At 63.3% G+C, this 15,871-nt stretch carries 14 protein-coding genes; 2 read left to right on the forward strand and 12 right to left on the reverse strand.

Annotated elements, in window-relative coordinates; translation table 11 throughout:
• Positions 1–192: 192 nt before the first annotated feature.
• The 9 genes from CSV86_RS24350 to dibA form a co-directional block, all read right to left on the reverse strand.
• A complete protein-coding gene (locus CSV86_RS24350; RefSeq protein WP_009041659.1) occupies positions 193–594 on the reverse strand; it encodes an ExbD/TolR family protein in 402 nt (133 codons plus the stop codon).
• Position 595: 1 nt separating this feature from the next.
• The gene (locus CSV86_RS24355; protein WP_009402778.1) at positions 596–1,318 is read right to left on the reverse strand and encodes a MotA/TolQ/ExbB proton channel family protein; all 723 of its coding nucleotides are present in this window, start codon (positions 1,316–1,318) and stop codon (positions 596–598) included.
• A 33-nt stretch (positions 1,319–1,351) separates the two neighbouring features.
• A complete protein-coding gene (locus tag CSV86_RS24360) occupies positions 1,352–2,161 on the reverse strand; it encodes an energy transducer TonB (protein WP_009402776.1) in 810 nt (269 codons plus the stop codon).
• A 582-nt stretch (positions 2,162–2,743) separates the two neighbouring features.
• Positions 2,744–3,733 carry a sulfate/molybdate ABC transporter ATP-binding protein gene (locus CSV86_RS24365; RefSeq protein ID WP_009402774.1) on the reverse strand — a complete coding sequence of 330 codons (990 nt, stop codon included), beginning with the start codon at positions 3,731–3,733 and terminating at the stop codon, positions 2,744–2,746.
• A gap of 3 nt (positions 3,734–3,736) precedes the next feature.
• Positions 3,737–4,609: a sulfate ABC transporter permease subunit CysW gene (gene cysW / locus CSV86_RS24370; RefSeq protein WP_009402772.1), complete on the reverse strand. Its 873-nt coding sequence runs from the start codon at positions 4,607–4,609 to the stop codon at positions 3,737–3,739.
• Positions 4,610–4,622: 13 nt separating this feature from the next.
• Complete coding sequence (gene cysT, locus CSV86_RS24375) at positions 4,623–5,441, reverse strand: sulfate ABC transporter permease subunit CysT (protein WP_009402770.1); 819 nt, start codon at positions 5,439–5,441, stop codon at positions 4,623–4,625.
• Between the two features lie 145 nt (positions 5,442–5,586).
• Entirely contained in the window at positions 5,587–6,594 is a 1,008-nt protein-coding gene (locus CSV86_RS24380) for a sulfate ABC transporter substrate-binding protein (protein ID WP_009402769.1), read from the reverse strand.
• A 54-nt stretch (positions 6,595–6,648) separates the two neighbouring features.
• A complete protein-coding gene (oscA, locus tag CSV86_RS24385; protein WP_009400195.1) occupies positions 6,649–6,831 on the reverse strand; it encodes a sulfur starvation response protein OscA in 183 nt (60 codons plus the stop codon).
• A 232-nt stretch (positions 6,832–7,063) separates the two neighbouring features.
• The gene (gene dibA / locus CSV86_RS24390) at positions 7,064–8,956 is read right to left on the reverse strand and encodes a phosphodiesterase DibA (protein WP_037060510.1); all 1,893 of its coding nucleotides are present in this window, start codon (positions 8,954–8,956) and stop codon (positions 7,064–7,066) included.
• A gap of 149 nt (positions 8,957–9,105) precedes the next feature.
• Here dibA and desA point away from each other — a divergent pair, with 149 nt between their 5' ends.
• The gene (desA, locus tag CSV86_RS24395; RefSeq protein WP_009400187.1) at positions 9,106–10,290 is read left to right on the forward strand and encodes a delta-9 fatty acid desaturase DesA; all 1,185 of its coding nucleotides are present in this window, start codon (positions 9,106–9,108) and stop codon (positions 10,288–10,290) included.
• A gap of 141 nt (positions 10,291–10,431) precedes the next feature.
• Positions 10,432–11,409 carry a GGDEF domain-containing protein gene (locus tag CSV86_RS24400; protein WP_009400186.1) on the forward strand — a complete coding sequence of 326 codons (978 nt, stop codon included), beginning with the start codon at positions 10,432–10,434 and terminating at the stop codon, positions 11,407–11,409.
• 105 nt (positions 11,410–11,514) lie between these two features.
• Here the strand turns inward: CSV86_RS24400 and CSV86_RS24405 are convergent, their stop codons facing one another.
• The 3 genes from CSV86_RS24405 to gabD all read right to left on the reverse strand — a co-directional run bounded on the left by CSV86_RS24405 (position 11,515) and on the right by gabD (position 15,764).
• The gene (locus CSV86_RS24405; protein ID WP_009400184.1) at positions 11,515–12,723 is read right to left on the reverse strand and encodes a response regulator; all 1,209 of its coding nucleotides are present in this window, start codon (positions 12,721–12,723) and stop codon (positions 11,515–11,517) included.
• Between the two features lie 143 nt (positions 12,724–12,866).
• Complete coding sequence (gabT, locus tag CSV86_RS24410) at positions 12,867–14,144, reverse strand: 4-aminobutyrate--2-oxoglutarate transaminase (protein ID WP_009400183.1); 1,278 nt, start codon at positions 14,142–14,144, stop codon at positions 12,867–12,869.
• A gap of 177 nt (positions 14,145–14,321) precedes the next feature.
• Positions 14,322–15,764: an NADP-dependent succinate-semialdehyde dehydrogenase gene (gene gabD, locus CSV86_RS24415; RefSeq protein ID WP_009400182.1), complete on the reverse strand. Its 1,443-nt coding sequence runs from the start codon at positions 15,762–15,764 to the stop codon at positions 14,322–14,324.
• Positions 15,765–15,871: the final 107 nt, after the last annotated feature.

The following is a 15,871-nucleotide window of genomic DNA, read 5'->3' on the forward strand; positions in this document are numbered from 1 at the left end:
ACCCCCTTTCGGGTTCCGGTCCGTATCGACGAAGGCGAATCTACCGCCAGCCAACACTCCCGTCAACCGAGTACCCTACGCCACTTGTCACAAAGCTTATCCACAACCTGTCGGGAACACCGACACGTCAAGCAAAAAAAGACCAGCCCCTGCCACAGGACTGGTCTCAAGTTTGCCTGAGTTGCGTGTTGCTCAGCGGGCGGTGATCACCGAGAGCTTGGTAATCCCCGCGCGTTCGATCGAGGCCATGGCACGCGCCACTTCCCCGTAGTTCACTCCATCGTCCGCCTGCAGTTGCACCCGTACCTCGGGGTCCTTGGCTTTCGCCGCCTGCAGGTTGGTTTCCAGCAAGTCCGGCTGGATTTCGTCCTTGTTGATGAACAGCTTCCCTGCCCCGTCGATGCTGACCACCAACGGATCCTTTTGCTCCACCGGGGCCACGGCCTCGGTCTTGGGTAGGTTGATCGGGATGGCGTTGGTCAGCAGCGGCGCGGTGACGATGAACACCACCAGCAGCACCAGCATCACATCCACCAGCGGCGTTACGTTGATCTCGCTGAGAACCTCGTCGCTGTCCTGGGTCGAGAAGGCCATGTCACACCGCCTCTTTCACAGGCTGGCCCGCGGCGTTACCGGCCTTGAGCAGCGTAGGGTGGGCGATGACGCGGAAGGCACTCTTCTGCGCGAGGCTGTAGAAGTCGTGGGCGAAGTCGTCGAGGTCGGCCGCAGTCAGCTTCAGGCGGCGCAGGAAATAGTTGTAAACCAGTACCGCCGGGACCGCGACGGCAATACCCACGCCGGTGGCGACCAGCGCCGCACCGATAGGGCCGGCCACGGTTTCCAGGCTCGCCGAGCCTGCCGCGCTGATGCCCTTGAGCGCTTCCATGATGCCCCAGACCGTACCGAACAGGCCGATGAAGGGCGAGGTGCTGCCGATACTGGCGACGACGGCGAGGCCGGTTTCCAGCGAGCGGCGCTCACGGACGATCTGCTGGCGCAGGGCGCGTTCGAGACGGTCCTGGTGATTGATCGAGTGGCTCAGGTCGGTGGCCTGGCCAGGCTCGCCAACGGCGATCGCGGCATAGCCGGCCTGGGCGACGCGGGCGGCGGAGCCTGGCTGGGTGTGGGCCAGGTCGGCCGCCGAATCGAGACTGGAAGCGGCCCAGAATTGCTTGTGGAACCGCTTGTCCTGGTTCTTCAGGCGGACGAACTGCACGGTCTTGACCAGGGCCAGGCCCCAGGTGACCACGGAGAAGCCGACCAGCAGCCAGATCACCGCGCTTTCGATGGATTCAAGGGGGGAGGCCAATAAGCTCATGATGTGTTCTCTCTGTCGTTGCGCGAATTTGGGTTAGCGAATCTTGAAATCGATGGGCACGCTCACCCAGCCTTCCTGGGGTACATCGCCCTGCTTGGCCGGTACGAAACTCCAACGCTTCACCGCGGCCAGCGCGGCGTCATCGAGTTGCTGGCGACCACTGCTCTTCTGGATCTGGATCTCGCCGGGCTTGCCGGTGGCGAGCACCTTGACCCGCAACAGCACCGTGCCTTCCCAGCCGCGACGCTGGGCCAGCGACGGGTATTCCGGCGCCGGGTTCTTCAGGTACGCCGCGTTGGCCGAAGCCGGGGTTACCGGGGCGGGCGCTGGCGGAGCCGGCGGCGCGGGTGGGGCTGGCGTCGGCGGGGTCGGCACTGGCGGCTGCTCCACCGGTTTCGGTGCGGGCTTGGGCGTCGGCTTCGGTACCGGCTTGGGTTTGGGCTTGGGCACCGGCTTGGGCGGTGGCGGCTTCACGGCCAGCTCGTCCTCGACCGGTGGCGGTGGTTCCACCACCGGCGGCGGCTCGACCACGGGTGGTGGCGGCTCGACCACCGGCGGCGCCGGCTGGGAGAATTCGATGGTCATAGGTGGAATTTCCGGCGGCACTACCGGCAACACCGGCGTCGGCGCCTGGCTGACCCAGTACGCGGCAGCGCCATGCAGGACCAGGGCGAACACTCCCAGCAGGACTTTCTCGCGACGGTTCAGAGCACTGCGCGGCGTACGCTGCAAACGCTGTTGCCCAAGCGGCGAACGGTGCGGCCGGCCGAGGTCGACCAGTTCGCCCGGCGTCGGGCGCCACAGCACATCAGCGGCACTGGCGGCGGTCTGGACATTACCCATTGATCAACTCCTGGGGGTTCGGTGCATGCTTCGAAGGCGCTGTTGGATTTCGCCTTCGTTTGGCCGAATGATCCGCGCCAGACGCTTATCTCTGAAAGTAATCTTTGAAGTTATGGATAGAATTTTCAGATATATGAAATTTATCCACAGGCCTGGAAGCCTTGTAGATCAAGGGCTGCAGCGAAGCGGGCAAATCGCCATGCCTTTGCTGCATTGAAAATATTCCCCAAAGGCATGGGAAATCGGCATTAAAGCGCGGGCGCAGCGTGTCGGCCGCCAATGGGTGGGCGTGGTCAACGGGTGAGAGAGGGGATCGGGAGGGGAGATGGAGCTGGGGCAGTTCGATGGATTTTCAGTGGGTCGAGGGCCCTATCGCGGGTGAACCCGTCACACAGGGGCCGGGTACATCGCCGGATCCACGGTGAGGCTGATGGCCTCATCGCTGGCAAGTCGGAGCGCCGAACCGCAGCTCCCACAGGGTTCTGGGTCAACCGCAGCATTCGTGCCCGGCGCGGACCTTGTGGGAGCTGGCTTGCCAGCGATTGCGGTAGTGAATTCACCCGCGATGAGGCCCTCAAGGCCTTAGATATTCTCGACCTTCTGCCAGACCTTCGGCTTGAAGAACAAGGTCTCGCCACGTGCCAGGCCGGTCAGGCTGTCGTGATCCTTGACCACCTCGGCCTCGATCAGCTCGCTTTGCCCTTCCACCTTCAGGGTCACCCGGGTGGTCGCGCCCAGCGGCCGGATATCCCGCACTTCGGCAACGTGATGGCCTTCCACTTCATGCCGCGACAGCGACACTTCATGCGGGCGGAACAGCACGTGCTGGTTCTCGCTCAGGTGCAGGCGGTTGGAATCGCCGAGGAAGTGGTAGACGAAATCACTCGAAGGATTTTCATAGACGTCTCCCGGCGAGCCGATCTGCTCGATGACGCCCTTGTTCATCACCACGATGCGGTCGGCCACTTCCATGGCTTCCTCCTGGTCGTGGGTGACGAACACGGAGGTCAGGTTGATGTCTTCGTGCAACCGCGCCAGCCAGCGGCGCAGCTCCTTGCGAACCTTGGCATCCAGGGCGCCGAACGGCTCGTCCAGCAGCAGCACCTTGGGCTCCACCGCCAGGGCGCGGGCCAGGGCGATACGCTGGCGCTGGCCACCGGACAACTGCTCCGGATAACGATCCGACAGCCAGTCCAGTTGCACCATGTTCAGCAGCTCATGGACCTTCTCGGCGATCCTGCTTTCGCTCGGACGCTCGCCCTTGGGCTTCATGCGCAGGCCGAAGGCGACGTTGTCGAACACGCTCATATGGCGGAACAGCGCGTAGTGCTGGAACACGAATCCGACGTTGCGATCACGCACGTCGTGGCCGGACACGTCTTCGCCGTGGAACACGATGTTGCCGTTATCCGGGGTTTCCAGGCCGGCGATGATGCGCAGCAGGGTGGTCTTGCCGCAGCCGGACGGGCCCAGCAGGGCCACCAGCTCGCCGCTGTTGATATCCAGGTTGATGTTGTCCAGGGCCTGGAAGCTGTTGAAGCGCTTGCTGACGTTACGAACTTCGATCGACATGAATTATTCCTCCGCCGCACTTTGGCGCAGACGGTTAATGCGGTTCTCGCTCCACTGCTTGAGCAGCAGGATGAAGAGCGCCAGGATCAGCAGCAGGCTGGCTACGCTGAACGCCGCGACGTGGTTGTATTCGTTGTAGAGGATTTCGACATGCAGTGGCAGGGTGTTGGTCACGCCACGGATGTGGCCGGAGACCACCGACACCGCACCGAACTCGCCCATCGCCCGAGCGGTACAGAGCACCACGCCATAGATCAGGCCCCATTTGATATTCGGCAAGGTCACGTGCCAGAACATCTGCCAGCCGTTGGCGCCGAGCAGGCGCGCGGCCTCCTCTTCCTGGGTGCCCTGCTCCTGCATCAGCGGGATCAGTTCACGGGCAACGAAGGGCACGGTGACGAAAATGGTCGCCAGCACGATGCCCGGCAGGGCGAAGACGATCTGGATATCGTGGTCCTGCAGCCAGGGGCCGAACAGGCCCTGGGCACCGAACATCAGCACATAGACCAGGCCGGCGATCACCGGCGAGACCGAGAACGGCAGGTCGATCAGGGTTACCAGGATGCTCTTGCCACGGAAGTTGTACTTGCTCACGCACCAGGCCGCGCTGACACCGAACACCAGGTTCAGCGGCACCGAGACGGCCACGGCGATCAGGGTCAGCTTGAGGGCCGACAAGGCATCGGCTTCGAAGATGGCTTCGAAGAAGGTACCCACGCCCATCTTCAGGCCCTGGGACACCACGATCACCAGCGGCAGCAGCAGGAACAGGGCGAAGATCAGCCAGCCAAGGCCGATCAGGATGCGCCGGGCGGTAGCGCTGCCACGGCGGGCGGCGTTGGCCGAAGCGGCCGCGCCAATTGCGGATGCAGACATGCTCAGGCCTCCTTCAAGGGGTTTCGATGCGCCGCTGCAGCAGGTTGATCAGCAGCAGCAGGATGAAGGAAACCACCAGCATCAGCACGCCGATGGAGGTTGCGCCGGTGTAATCGTACTGGTCGAGCTTGACCATGATCAGCAGCGGCAGGATCTCGGTCTTCATCGGCATGTTGCCGGCAATGAAGATCACCGAACCGTACTCGCCGACACCACGGGCGAAGGCCAGGGCGAAGCCGGTGAGCCAGGCCGGCAGCAGCGCCGGGGCCAGCACATGGCGGAACACCTGCAGCGGCTTGGCACCGAGGCAGGCAGCGGCTTCCTCGACTTCACGGGGGATATCCGCCAGCACCGGCTGCACCGTGCGCACCACGAACGGCAGGGTGACGAAGGTCAGCGCCAGGGTGATGCCCAGCGGCGTGTAGGCGATCTTGAAGCCAAGGTCGGTGGCGAACTGCCCGACCCAGCCCGACGGGGCGTACAGGGCAGTCAGGGCGATACCGGCAACGGCGGTGGGCAGGGCGAACGGCAGGTCGATCATCGCCTCGATGATCTTGCGCCCCGGGAAGGTGTAGCGCACCAGTACCCAGGCCAGCAGAGTGCCGATCACGCCATTGATGATGGCGGCAAAAAGGGCGGTGCCGAAACTCAGCTTCAGCGCAGCGAGGACTCGCGGCGCGCTGACGATGTTCCAGAACTGTTCCCAGGTAAGTTGGGAGGCGTGGACGAACATGGCCCCCAGCGGTATGAGCACAATCAGGCTGAGGTACACCAAGGTGTAGCCCAGCGTCAGCCCGAAGCCGGGTATGACGGGGGATATACGACGAGACATAAAGGTCCTTGGTCTAGCTGGTTTTCATCACACTGCGCATTCGGGGCTGCCTTGCAGCCCATGCAGGAAAGCCAGCGCCTGCAGGGTCGTGGTGAACCCTGTAGGAGCTGGCTTGCCTGCGATGGACCGCGAAGCGGTCCCAGGGTCACTGTGCAGAATAGATCTGGTCGAACACGCCGCCATCGTTGAAGAACTTGGGTTGGGCAGTCTTCCAGCCACCGAAGTCTTTGTCGATAGTCACCAGGTCAAGTTTCGGGAACTGGTTGGCGTACTGCGCGGCCACTTTCTCGTCACGCGGACGGTAGAAGTTGTCGGCAGCGATCTTCTGGCCGACCGGGCTGTACAGGTACTTGAGGTAGTCCTCGGCGATCTTCTCGTTGCCCTTCTTCTCGGCGTTCTTGTCGACCACGGCCACCGGTGGCTCGGCGAGGATCGACAGCGATGGCACGACGATTTCGAACTTGTCGCTGCCGCCGTCTTCCTTCAGCGCCAGGAAGGCTTCGTTTTCCCAGGCCAGCAGGACATCGCCCTGGCCGTTGTTGACGAAGGTGATGGTCGAGCCGCGGGCACCGGTGTCCAGGACCGGAACGTGCTTGAACAGCTCCTTCACGTATTCCTGGGCCTTGGCTTCGCTGCCGCCGGCCTTCAGGCCGTAGGCCCAGGCGGCGAGGAAGTTCCAGCGGGCGCCGCCGGAGGTTTTCGGGTTCGGGGTGATGACCGAGACGTCCTTCTTGATCAGGTCGCCCCAGTCCTTGATGCCTTTCGGGTTGCCCTTGCGCACCAGGAATACGATGGTCGAGGTGTACGGCGTGCTGGCATCCGGCAGGCGGGTCTGCCAGTTTTCAGGCAGGGTCTTGCCAAGCTTGGCCACTTCATCGATGTCGCCGGCCAGGGCCAGGGTCACCACGTCGGCGCGCAGGCCGTCGATCACCGCACGGGCCTGTTTGCCCGAGCCGCCGTGGGATTGCTGGATCTTCACCTTGTCGCCTGGGTTGGCCTGTTGCCAATGCTTGATGAACTCGGCGTTGTACTGCTGGTACAGCTCACGGGTCGGGTCGTAGGACACGTTCAGCAGTTCGTAGTCCTTGGCGATGGCGGAACCGGCAAAAACAGCACTGGCCAGCGCGGCCAGGGCATAACGGCGGATAGACATGGTGAAGCTCCCGATTGGCTTTTTTCTAATTAGGTAGACCAGGGCGCGCGAGCTTCAGCTCGGCTTGTTGCCCGAGTTTTGCAGGCGGAATTTTTCCTTGCGTTCGATCTGTACGACTTGCGCGTTGTGCACGGTGATCTCTACCGCGCCGAAACGCAGGTCGCGCAGGGCGCTCTGGATTTCTCGCAGGATGGTGGCTTCGTCCTGACCGTCAACGCTACGCAGAGATGCGCTCATGCTCGTGCTCCTGAAAATGAGGTGGCCCGGGAGCAGCATGTAGGAACGTGACTGCGCCTGGTGTGGGAGCAATCTTATGAGGCGCTGAATATTCTTAAAAATACTATTTAAGAATTTTTATATAACTGAATTATCTGGAGCTCTTTCGGGCCCCATCGCTGGCAAGCCAGCTCCCACAGGGTCCGCGTCGCACAAGACTCTGTGGGCTGGCTTGCCAGCGATGAGGCCCTGACTACCAGCGAAGATCCCGAGCCGGCACCGGTCGTCCATACCAGTACCCCTGCCCCATGTCGCACTGGTGCTCCAGCAGGAAACGCGCCTGTTCCGACTGTTCGATGCCCTCGGCATGGATCGCCATGCCCATGCTCCGCGCCAGGGCGATGATTACCCGGACGATCGCCACGTCATCGTCATCCCCGGGCAGCCCGGCAACGAAGCCCTGGTCGATCTTCAGTTTCTGCACCGGCAGGCGCTTGAGCCGCAACAGCGAGGAATAGCCGGTACCGAAGTCGTCGATGGCCAGGCGCAGGCCCAGGTCGCGCAGGCGATGGAGTTGCTCCAGCGCCACTTCGTGGTCATCCATCACCGCGCTTTCGGTCACTTCGATTTCCAGGCGCGACGGTTCCAGGCCGGTGTCGTCCAGCACTTGGGCGACCTGCTGGTACATCTCGCGATGGGCGAACAAGCGGCTGGAGACATTGCAGGCGACGAAGTCGAGCACCCTGCCCTCGCCCAGCCAGCGCACCATCTGCTGGCAGGCCTGGCGCATGACCCACATGTCGATGTCGGCGATCAGCCCGGTGCGCTCGGCGATGGGGATGAACTCCCCCGGCGAGACCATCCCGCGTTGCGGGTGCTGCCAGCGCACCAGGGCCTCCAGGCCGATCATCCTGCCGCTGAACAGGTCGTGCACCGGCTGGTAGTACACCTGCAGCTCACCCTGTTCCAGGGCCCGGCGCAGCTCGCTGGCGGTTTCCACCCGCTGCTGGGCATGGGCGGTGAGCTCCTCGGTGTACAAGGCATAACCGGAACGGCCATTGCTCTTGGCCTTGAACAGCGCCGCATCGGCGTTGCGCAGCAGTTGCTCGGCACTCTGCGCATCGCCGGGAAACAGGCTGATGCCAATGCTGACGGTACTGAACAGCCGGTGGTTTTCCAGCTCGTAGGGTTCCTTCATCACGTTGACGATGAGTTGCGCAAGATCGGCCGCCTGCCCGACCTGCGCGCAGTTCTCGCTGAGGATGGCGAACTCGTCGCCGCCCAGGCGAGCCAGGGTCACGCCCGGGTCGATCACCAGCTTGAGACGGTCGGCCACGGCCTTGAGCAACTGGTCGCCGATGTTGTGGCCCAGGCTGTCGTTGATGTTCTGGAAATGGTCGAGATCGAGCAGGAGCAAGGCGCAGCCGCGCTTGTTGGTTTGCGCCGCGGCCAGGGCCTGCTCGGCCCGGTCATTGAACAGCAGGCGGTTGGGCAGGTTGGTCAGCGGGTCGTGGTGGACCAGGTGGGCCAGCTCGCGCTCGGTGTGCTTGATCGCGCTGATATCGCTGAAAACTGCAACATAGTGTGTCAAACGGCCGCTATCGTCGCGAATTGCGCATATGGTTTGCCATTGCGGGTACACTTCGCCGCTCTTGCGCCGGTTCCAGACTTCGCCGCTCCACTCGCCCTTGTCATGCAGGGCGCTGTACATGGCCTGGTAGAACGCCTGGTCATGCCGTCCGGACTTGAACTTGTTGGGACGCTGGCCGATGACTTCGTCACGGCTGTAGCCGGTGATGTTGATGAAGGCGCGGTTGACGTGGACGATGATCCCGTCGCCATTGCTCACCAGCACGCCCTCCAGGGTGCTGTCGAACACTGCGGCGGCCATGCGCAGGCGCTCGCGGTCCTCGCGCCTGAGGCGCGCGCCGACACCGATGAAGTTGAGCAGGCGTACCCGGGAGACGAAGATGAGAAAGGCGCTGCAGCCCGCCCACACATAGGCATTGACCAGCTGCCAGGCGGCTTTTTCAGCCGGATCATCGAAAACACTGCTTAATATTTGATCAGAAACAACCAGCCACAGTAGCGACAGCACCAGGTACAGCGCGGCCATGCGCAAGGCTTCTCGTGCGGAAACAGACATAGCGTCCCAGATGCCCACATCAAAAGATGGGGCATTATAGGGATAGTTTTCCCGGTTGACCTCCTATCTAAAAGGCCGACTGGTTTTATTTGACATGGTGGTAATAATGTCCATCGCTGTTCAACCGCTCTAAGAGGGCACTCCCACCTATGTGGTATTACGGTTTACTCGACCTGTCGGCCTGGCAACTGCTGGCGGTCACCCTGCTGATGACCCACGTGACCATCGTTGCGGTCACGATCTACCTGCACCGCTATTCGGCGCATCGCTCGCTGGAGCTGAACGCCGGGCTCAAACACTTCTTCCGCTTCTGGCTGTGGCTGACCACGGCGCAGAACACCCGCGAGTGGACGGCCATCCACCGCAAGCACCACGCCAAGTGCGAAACCGAGGACGATCCGCACAGCCCCGTGATCAAGGGCCTGTCCACCGTGCTGCGCAAGGGCGCCGAGCTGTACCGCGCCGAGGCGCAGAACCCGGACACCCTGCGCATCTATGGCAAGAACTGCCCCGAGGACTGGATCGAGCGCAATCTCTATTCGCGCTACAAGCTCGGCGGTATCGCCCTGATGGCGGTGATCGACATGCTGCTGTTCGGCACCATCGGCATCACCATCTGGGCCGTGCAGATGATGTGGATTCCATTCTGGGCCGCCGGCGTGATCAACGGCCTGGGCCACGCGGTGGGCTATCGCAACTTCGAGTGCCGCGACGCGGCTACCAACCTGGTGCCCTGGGGCATCGTGATCGGCGGTGAGGAGCTGCACAACAATCACCACACCTACCCCAACTCGGCGAAGCTGTCGGTGCGGCGCTGGGAGTTCGACATGGGCTGGGCCTGGATCAAGCTGTTCACCTGGCTGCGCCTGGCCAAGGTACAGCGGGTCGCACCGATCGCCCACCGGGTCGAAGGCAAGGGCCATCTGGACATGGACACCGCCATGGCGATCCTCAACAACCGCTTCCAGATCATGGCCCAGTACCGCAAGCTGGTGATCGGCCCGCTGGTCAAGCAGGAGCTGGCCAGGGTGGACGATTCGGTGCGCCATCAGTTCCGCCGCGCCAAGCGCCTGCTGTCGCGGGAAACCAGCCTGCTGGAAGACCGCCATCACCAGCGCATCCAGACCCTGCTCGAACACAGCCATGCGCTCAAGGTGATCTACGAGAAGCGCCTGGCCCTGCAGCAGATCTGGGCCCGCACCAGCGCCAACGGCCACGATATGCTCGCGGCAATGAAGGACTGGGTGCACGAGGCCGAAGCCAGCGGTATCCACTCGCTACGCGAGTTCGCCGCGCAACTGAAAACCTACTCGCTGCGCCCTGCCCTGGCCTGACAGCCCCGTCCATCGCAGCGCCCCTATACGGGGCGCTGCGACCGGAACTTCCCTCCCGAATCAAGTTCTTACCTGATATGTCGCCCGCCTGGCGGGCCGGGCCGTGGCTGCCCCCAGCGCCTTACTAGAAGTACTGCGAACATGGTCGAGAACACCCCGCCGTTCAACCCGCCTCCCGAGGCTGCCCAGACATTGCTGGCCCTGATGCATGCACAAGGCGAGGTTGCCCGCCTGAGCGAGCGCGAGCAGCTGTTCAACTCGCTGCTGGACAGCGTTAACGCCGTGCTCTGGGCCTTCGATTGGGAAACCCGCCAGGTGCTGTATGTCAGCCCGGCCTACGAGCGCATCTTCGGACGTTCCGCCAGCCTGTTGCTGGCCGACTACAACCAATGGCGCGACGCGATCTACCCTGACGACCTCGACCATGCCGAGCGCACCCTGGCCGACGTGCTGGTCAAGGGCGCCGTGGAGGATCGCGAATACCGCATCATCGCCGCCGACGGCCAGGTGCGCTGGCTCAGCGACAAATGCTTCATCAACCAGCAAAGCGAAGGCCAACGGGTGATCGTGGTCGGCATGGCCGAGGACATCACCGAGAAGAAACAGCTCGAAGGCGAGCTGCAGCGCCTGGCAACCACCGACGTGCTGACCCAGAGCAGCAACCGCCGGCACTTCTTCGAATGCGCCGGGCAAGCCTTCGAGCGCGCACGGGTCGAAGGGACGCCGTTGTCCTTCCTGTTGCTGGATATCGATGACTTCAAGCAGGTCAACGACACCTACGGGCATCCGGAAGGAGACCAGGTGTTGCAGCGCATCGCCGACAGCGGCAAGGCCGCGCTCAGGCGCGGAGACCTGTTCGGACGCATCGGTGGCGAGGAGTTCGCAGCGGTGTTCCCGGGATGTCCGCCGGAAATGGCGATGCAGGTGGCCCAGCGCCTGCAGCGGGAGATCCAGCGCCTGAGCTTCAGCCACGAAGGGCAGACCTACGGGATCACGGTGAGCCAGGGGCTGACCGGGCTCAATGGCGAGGACAGCGACCTGGATGACCTGTTCGCCCGGGCGGACGCGGCGATGTACCAGGCGAAGCGGCAGGGGAAGAACCAGATCGTCTTGGGCTGATCCTGATTTGATGTTGCTCTTTCGGGCCCTATCGCTGGCAAGCCAGCTCCCAGGTTGTGGGAGCTGGCTTGCCAGCGATAGGGCCCGGAAGATCAATAAAGAATCCTATTCCTTGCGCAACCGCGCCAGCTCCGCCCGCCCGACCTTGAGCAACCGCGCCGTCTTGCCGGCCGCCAGCTCCTCCAACCCGTCCTCCGTCGCCAGCCGCGCCATCTGCCCGGCCAGGTTCATTACCAGGTCCTCCCGGGAATACACCCCGCCGCCCAGTTGATAAACCGCCGCGATCAGCTCACGCAGTTCCAGCGGCAGGCGCCATCGCGTGCGCAGGGCCGAGCCATAAGCGGCACCCGCCTGGTTCAACGCCACCTCGACCTCGTTTTCATCCAGCTCGCCACCGGCCAGCCGCCATTCCTGAAGGCAGCGCAGCAGCGCCAGGTCACCCAGGCAATGCAGCAACCCGGCGCAATAGCAGCGCTCGTAATCCAGTTCGAGCATTTGCGCCAGCTTGCGCCCGTATTCCGCGGTGCGTAGCGAAAGCTGCCAGTACTGCTCGGCGTAACGCCCCAGCACCGGGTCGCTGAGCCTGGCGCTGCGCTTGAGAGTCAGGCCGAGGATCAGGTTCATGCTTTGGGTCGTGCCGAGCTTGTTCAGCGCCTGCAGCAGGGTCTGCACCCCGCCCTCGCGATGCAAGGCTGCGCTGTTGGCCGCGGCGATCAGCACGGCGGTGATCTGCGGGTCGCTGCGCACTTCCTCTTCCAGCAATCGCAGGTCCAGGCCCTGCGGATTCAACGCGCGCTTGATCGCCTGCTGCACGTCGGCGAACAGCGGCCCGCCGTCGGCCACCGCGCGGTGCTCCTCGATGAAGCGCGACAGCGTCACCCCGGCGCGCAACGGCGGCACTTCGCAGGCAATCGGCCCGCTGCCCTTGAGCAGCTGTTCTTCAAGACGCTGGCGCAGCGCATCGAGGTTGAGCGGCTTGGTCAGGTAGGCCGTCGGCGCCAGCGGCAGTGCCTCGCGCACACTGGTCACGTCGCTGCGGCTGCTGATGATGATGAACGGCAACGCCGGCGTGCGCGGCCGCGAGCGCACCTTGCGCAGCAGTTCCAGGCCGTCCAGGCCGGGCAGTTCGCGGGCAGCGATAATCAGGTCGGGCTTGCCCGAGAGGCCCTCCAGCGCTTCGTTGCCATTGGCGCAGACTTTCACTTCGGCGTCACAACGCACACTGAGCAGCATCTGGGTCAGCATGTCCCGCACCCAGGGGTCTCCCTCGGCGATCATCACCTTGGGCGAGGTGGCGGGGTCTACAGCAGTCATTGGAATCTCCTTACGGCCATCACGCGTTCCAGCGTACCTTCCAGGACATCTCCTGTAATCCTTAGAAACCTTAGCGCTCAAAGTTCATCACGCAGGCGAAAAAAAACCCGCCGAAGCGGGTTTTTTCTCTAGCGCATCACAAATCAGGCAAGTTCGGCGAAGCACTCTTCGATGATCGCCAGGCCTTTGTCCAGCAGCGCGTCTTCGGCGGTCAGCGGAACCAGGATCCGCAGGACGTTGCCGTAGGTGCCGCAGGACAGCAGGATCAGGCCCTTGTCACGTGCCTTGGCGACCACTGCGTTGACGGCAGCAGCGTTCGGGGTGTGGGTGCCTTTCTCGAAGACTTCCACCGCGATCATCGAGCCCAGGGCACGCACGTCACCAATGATCGGGTGCTTGGCCTGGATAGCCTTCAGGCCGGTAACCAGACGCTCGCCAACAGCCTGGCTGCGCTCCAGCAGTTTCTCTTCCTCGAACACTTCGATCACGGCCAGGGCCGCGGCGCAAGCGATCGGCGAACCAGCGTAGGTGCCGCCCAGGCCGCCCGGGGCGATGGCGTCCATGTACTCGGCCTTGCCGCACACACCAGCCAGCGGGAAGCCGCCAGCGATGGATTTGGCGAAGGTGGTCAGGTCAGGCGCAACGCCCATCTGTTCCATGGCGAAGAAGGTGCCGGTACGGCCAGCGCCGGTCTGCACTTCGTCGGCGATCAGAAGGATGCCGTGCTGGTCGCACAGGGCGCGCAGGCGCTTCATCAGCTCTTTCGGAGCAGGCAGGAAACCGCCTTCGCCCTGTACCGGCTCGATGATGATGGCAGCGATGTCACGCGGCTCGGCGTCGTTCTTGAAGATGCGTTCGATGGAGGCGATCGACTCGTCGACGCTCACACCGTGCAGCTCGTTCGGGAACAGCGCGCGGAAGATGCCGCCTGGCATCAGGCCCATGCCTGCGGAGTAAGGCACGACCTTGCCGGTCAGGCCCAGGGTCATCATGGTGCGACCGTGGTAGCCGCCGGTGAAGGCGATCACGCCAGCGCGGCCAGTGGCGGCACGGGCGATCTTGACGGCGTTCTCGACGGCTTCGGAGCCGGTGGTGACCAGCAGGGTCTTCTTGGCGAAGTCGCCTGGCACGCGCGCGTTGATCTTCTCGCACAGCTCGACGTAAGGCTCGTAGGCCAGGACCTGGAAGCAGGTGTGGCTGACCTTGGTCAGTTGTTCCTGGACTGCCGCGACCACTTTCGGGTGCAGGTGGCCGGTGTTCAGTACTGCGATGCCGCCGGCGAAGTCGATCAGTTCGCGGCCTTCAACGTCGACCACGGTCGCGTTCTTCGCGGTATCGACGAAGATCGGGTGGATCTGGCCTACGCCACGGGGAACGGCGTTGACGCGACGCTGCATCAGGGATTCGTTGGTCTTGCTCATAGAGTCCTCAATTCGCCGATTGGACGGCGAGTTCAAGAGGGTGGCCGGGAGTCATTGCAGGCAGCATGCGTTGATCGACTGCTGCAATGGCCCGGCCGCCGGGTGTTCCTGTGTAAAAAAGGCCAGCGAGACGTCGCTCTCGCGCCCCGCTGGCAGAGGTAAAGCCTTAACCGCGACTCAGATGCTGAGGCACAGGTATTTGATTTCCAGGTAGTCCTCGATGCCGTACTTGGAGCCTTCACGGCCCAGGCCCGACGCCTTGATACCACCGAACGGCGCGACCTCGTTGGAGATCAGGCCGGTGTTGATGCCGACCATGCCGTATTCCAGCGCTTCGGCGACACGGAACACGCGGCTCATGTCACGGGCGTAGAAGTACGATGCCAGGCCGAATTCGGTGTCGTTGGACATGGCGATGACTTCGGCCTCGTCCTTGAAGCGGAACAGCGGCGCCAGCGGGCCGAAGGTTTCTTCCTTGGCGACGGCAGCGGTCTTCGGTACATCGACCAGGATGGTCGGCTCGAAGAAGTTGCCTTCGATCAGCTTGCCACCGGACAGCACCTTGGCGCCCTTGGAGACGGCGTCGTCGATGTGCTCCTGGACCTTGGCCACGGCCTTGCCGTCGATCAGCGGGCCGGTGGTGGTGCCTTCTTCCAGACCGTTGCCGATCTTCAGCTTGGCGACCGCGGCTTTGAGCTTCTCGGCGAAGGCGTCGTAGACACCGTCCTGCACGTAGATGCGGTTGGCGCAGACGCAGGTCTGGCCGTTGTTGCGGTACTTGGAGATGATCGCGCCTTCGACGGCCTTATCCAGGTCGGCGTCGTCGAACACGATGAACGGTGCGTTACCGCCCAGTTCCAGGGAAACCTTCTTGATGTCCTTGGCGCATTCTTCCATCAGCTGGCGGCCGATTTCGGTCGAACCGGTGAAGGACAGCTTGCGCACCAGCGGGTTGCCGGTCAGTTCGGAGCCGACTTCGCCAGCGCTGCCGGTGATCACGCTCAGCACGCCAGCCGGGATGCCGGCACGGGTAGCCAGCTCGACCAGGGCCAGGGCGGAGTAAGGGGTCTGCGAAGCGGGCTTGAGCACCATGGTGCAGCCAGCGGCCAGGGCCGGGCCGGCTTTACGGGTGATCATCGCCGCCGGGAAGTTCCACGGGGTGATGGCGGCGGTGACGCCGATCGGCTGCTTGATGACAATCAGGCGCTTGTCCGGCTGGTGGCCAGGAATGACGTCACCGTAGACGCGCTTGGCTTCTTCGGCGAACCACTCGATGAAGGAGGCCGCGTAGGCGATCTCGCCCTTGGCTTCGGCCAGCGGCTTGCCCTGCTCGGTGGTCATCAGGCGAGCCAGGTCGTCCTGGTTCTCGATCATCAGCTCGAACCAGCGGCGCAGCTTGCTGGCGCGCTCCTTGGCGGTCAGTGCACGCCAGGCCGGCAGCGCCTTGTCGGCGGCTTCAATGGCACGGCGGGTTTCGGCAGCGCCCATTTTCGGCACGGTACCGATGACTTCACCAGTGGCCGGGTTGGTCACCTTGATGGTCTGGCCGCTGTCCGCATCCAGCCACTCACCGTTGATGAAGGCTTGCTGACGGAACAACTGAGCGTCTTTGAGCTGCATGTCGACTTCCCTTGAACACCGTGCACGGACGGCGCGAATTATTGGTAGTTGAGTAAGCACCCTGCGGGGCGCTTGCCTGTAGGAATGAGGCACCGGATCCGGGCCAA

Source organism: Pseudomonas bharatica CSV86 (assembly GCF_000319305.2).
GTDB lineage: Bacteria > Pseudomonadota > Gammaproteobacteria > Pseudomonadales > Pseudomonadaceae > Aquipseudomonas > Aquipseudomonas bharatica.

Excerpts from the sequence above, each read along its gene's own strand:
- CSV86_RS24350 (WP_009041659.1), bottom strand. The coding sequence starts at position 594 with ATGGCCTTCTCGACCCAGGACAGCGACGAGGTTCTCAGCGAGATCAAC.
- CSV86_RS24355 (WP_009402778.1), bottom strand. The coding sequence starts at position 1,318 with ATGAGCTTATTGGCCTCCCCCCTTGAATCCATCGAAAGCGCGGTGATC.
- CSV86_RS24360 (WP_009402776.1), bottom strand. The coding sequence starts at position 2,161 with ATGGGTAATGTCCAGACCGCCGCCAGTGCCGCTGATGTGCTGTGGCGC.
- CSV86_RS24365 (WP_009402774.1), bottom strand. The coding sequence starts at position 3,733 with ATGTCGATCGAAGTTCGTAACGTCAGCAAGCGCTTCAACAGCTTCCAG.
- cysW (WP_009402772.1), bottom strand. The coding sequence starts at position 4,609 with ATGTCTGCATCCGCAATTGGCGCGGCCGCTTCGGCCAACGCCGCCCGC.
- cysT (WP_009402770.1), bottom strand. The coding sequence starts at position 5,441 with ATGTCTCGTCGTATATCCCCCGTCATACCCGGCTTCGGGCTGACGCTG.
- CSV86_RS24380 (WP_009402769.1), bottom strand. The coding sequence starts at position 6,594 with ATGTCTATCCGCCGTTATGCCCTGGCCGCGCTGGCCAGTGCTGTTTTT.
- oscA (WP_009400195.1), bottom strand. The coding sequence starts at position 6,831 with ATGAGCGCATCTCTGCGTAGCGTTGACGGTCAGGACGAAGCCACCATC.
- dibA (WP_037060510.1), bottom strand. The coding sequence starts at position 8,956 with ATGTCTGTTTCCGCACGAGAAGCCTTGCGCATGGCCGCGCTGTACCTG.
- desA (WP_009400187.1), top strand. The coding sequence starts at position 9,106 with ATGTGGTATTACGGTTTACTCGACCTGTCGGCCTGGCAACTGCTGGCG.
- CSV86_RS24400 (WP_009400186.1), top strand. The coding sequence starts at position 10,432 with ATGGTCGAGAACACCCCGCCGTTCAACCCGCCTCCCGAGGCTGCCCAG.
- CSV86_RS24405 (WP_009400184.1), bottom strand. The coding sequence starts at position 12,723 with ATGACTGCTGTAGACCCCGCCACCTCGCCCAAGGTGATGATCGCCGAG.
- gabT (WP_009400183.1), bottom strand. The coding sequence starts at position 14,144 with ATGAGCAAGACCAACGAATCCCTGATGCAGCGTCGCGTCAACGCCGTT.
- gabD (WP_009400182.1), bottom strand. The coding sequence starts at position 15,764 with ATGCAGCTCAAAGACGCTCAGTTGTTCCGTCAGCAAGCCTTCATCAAC.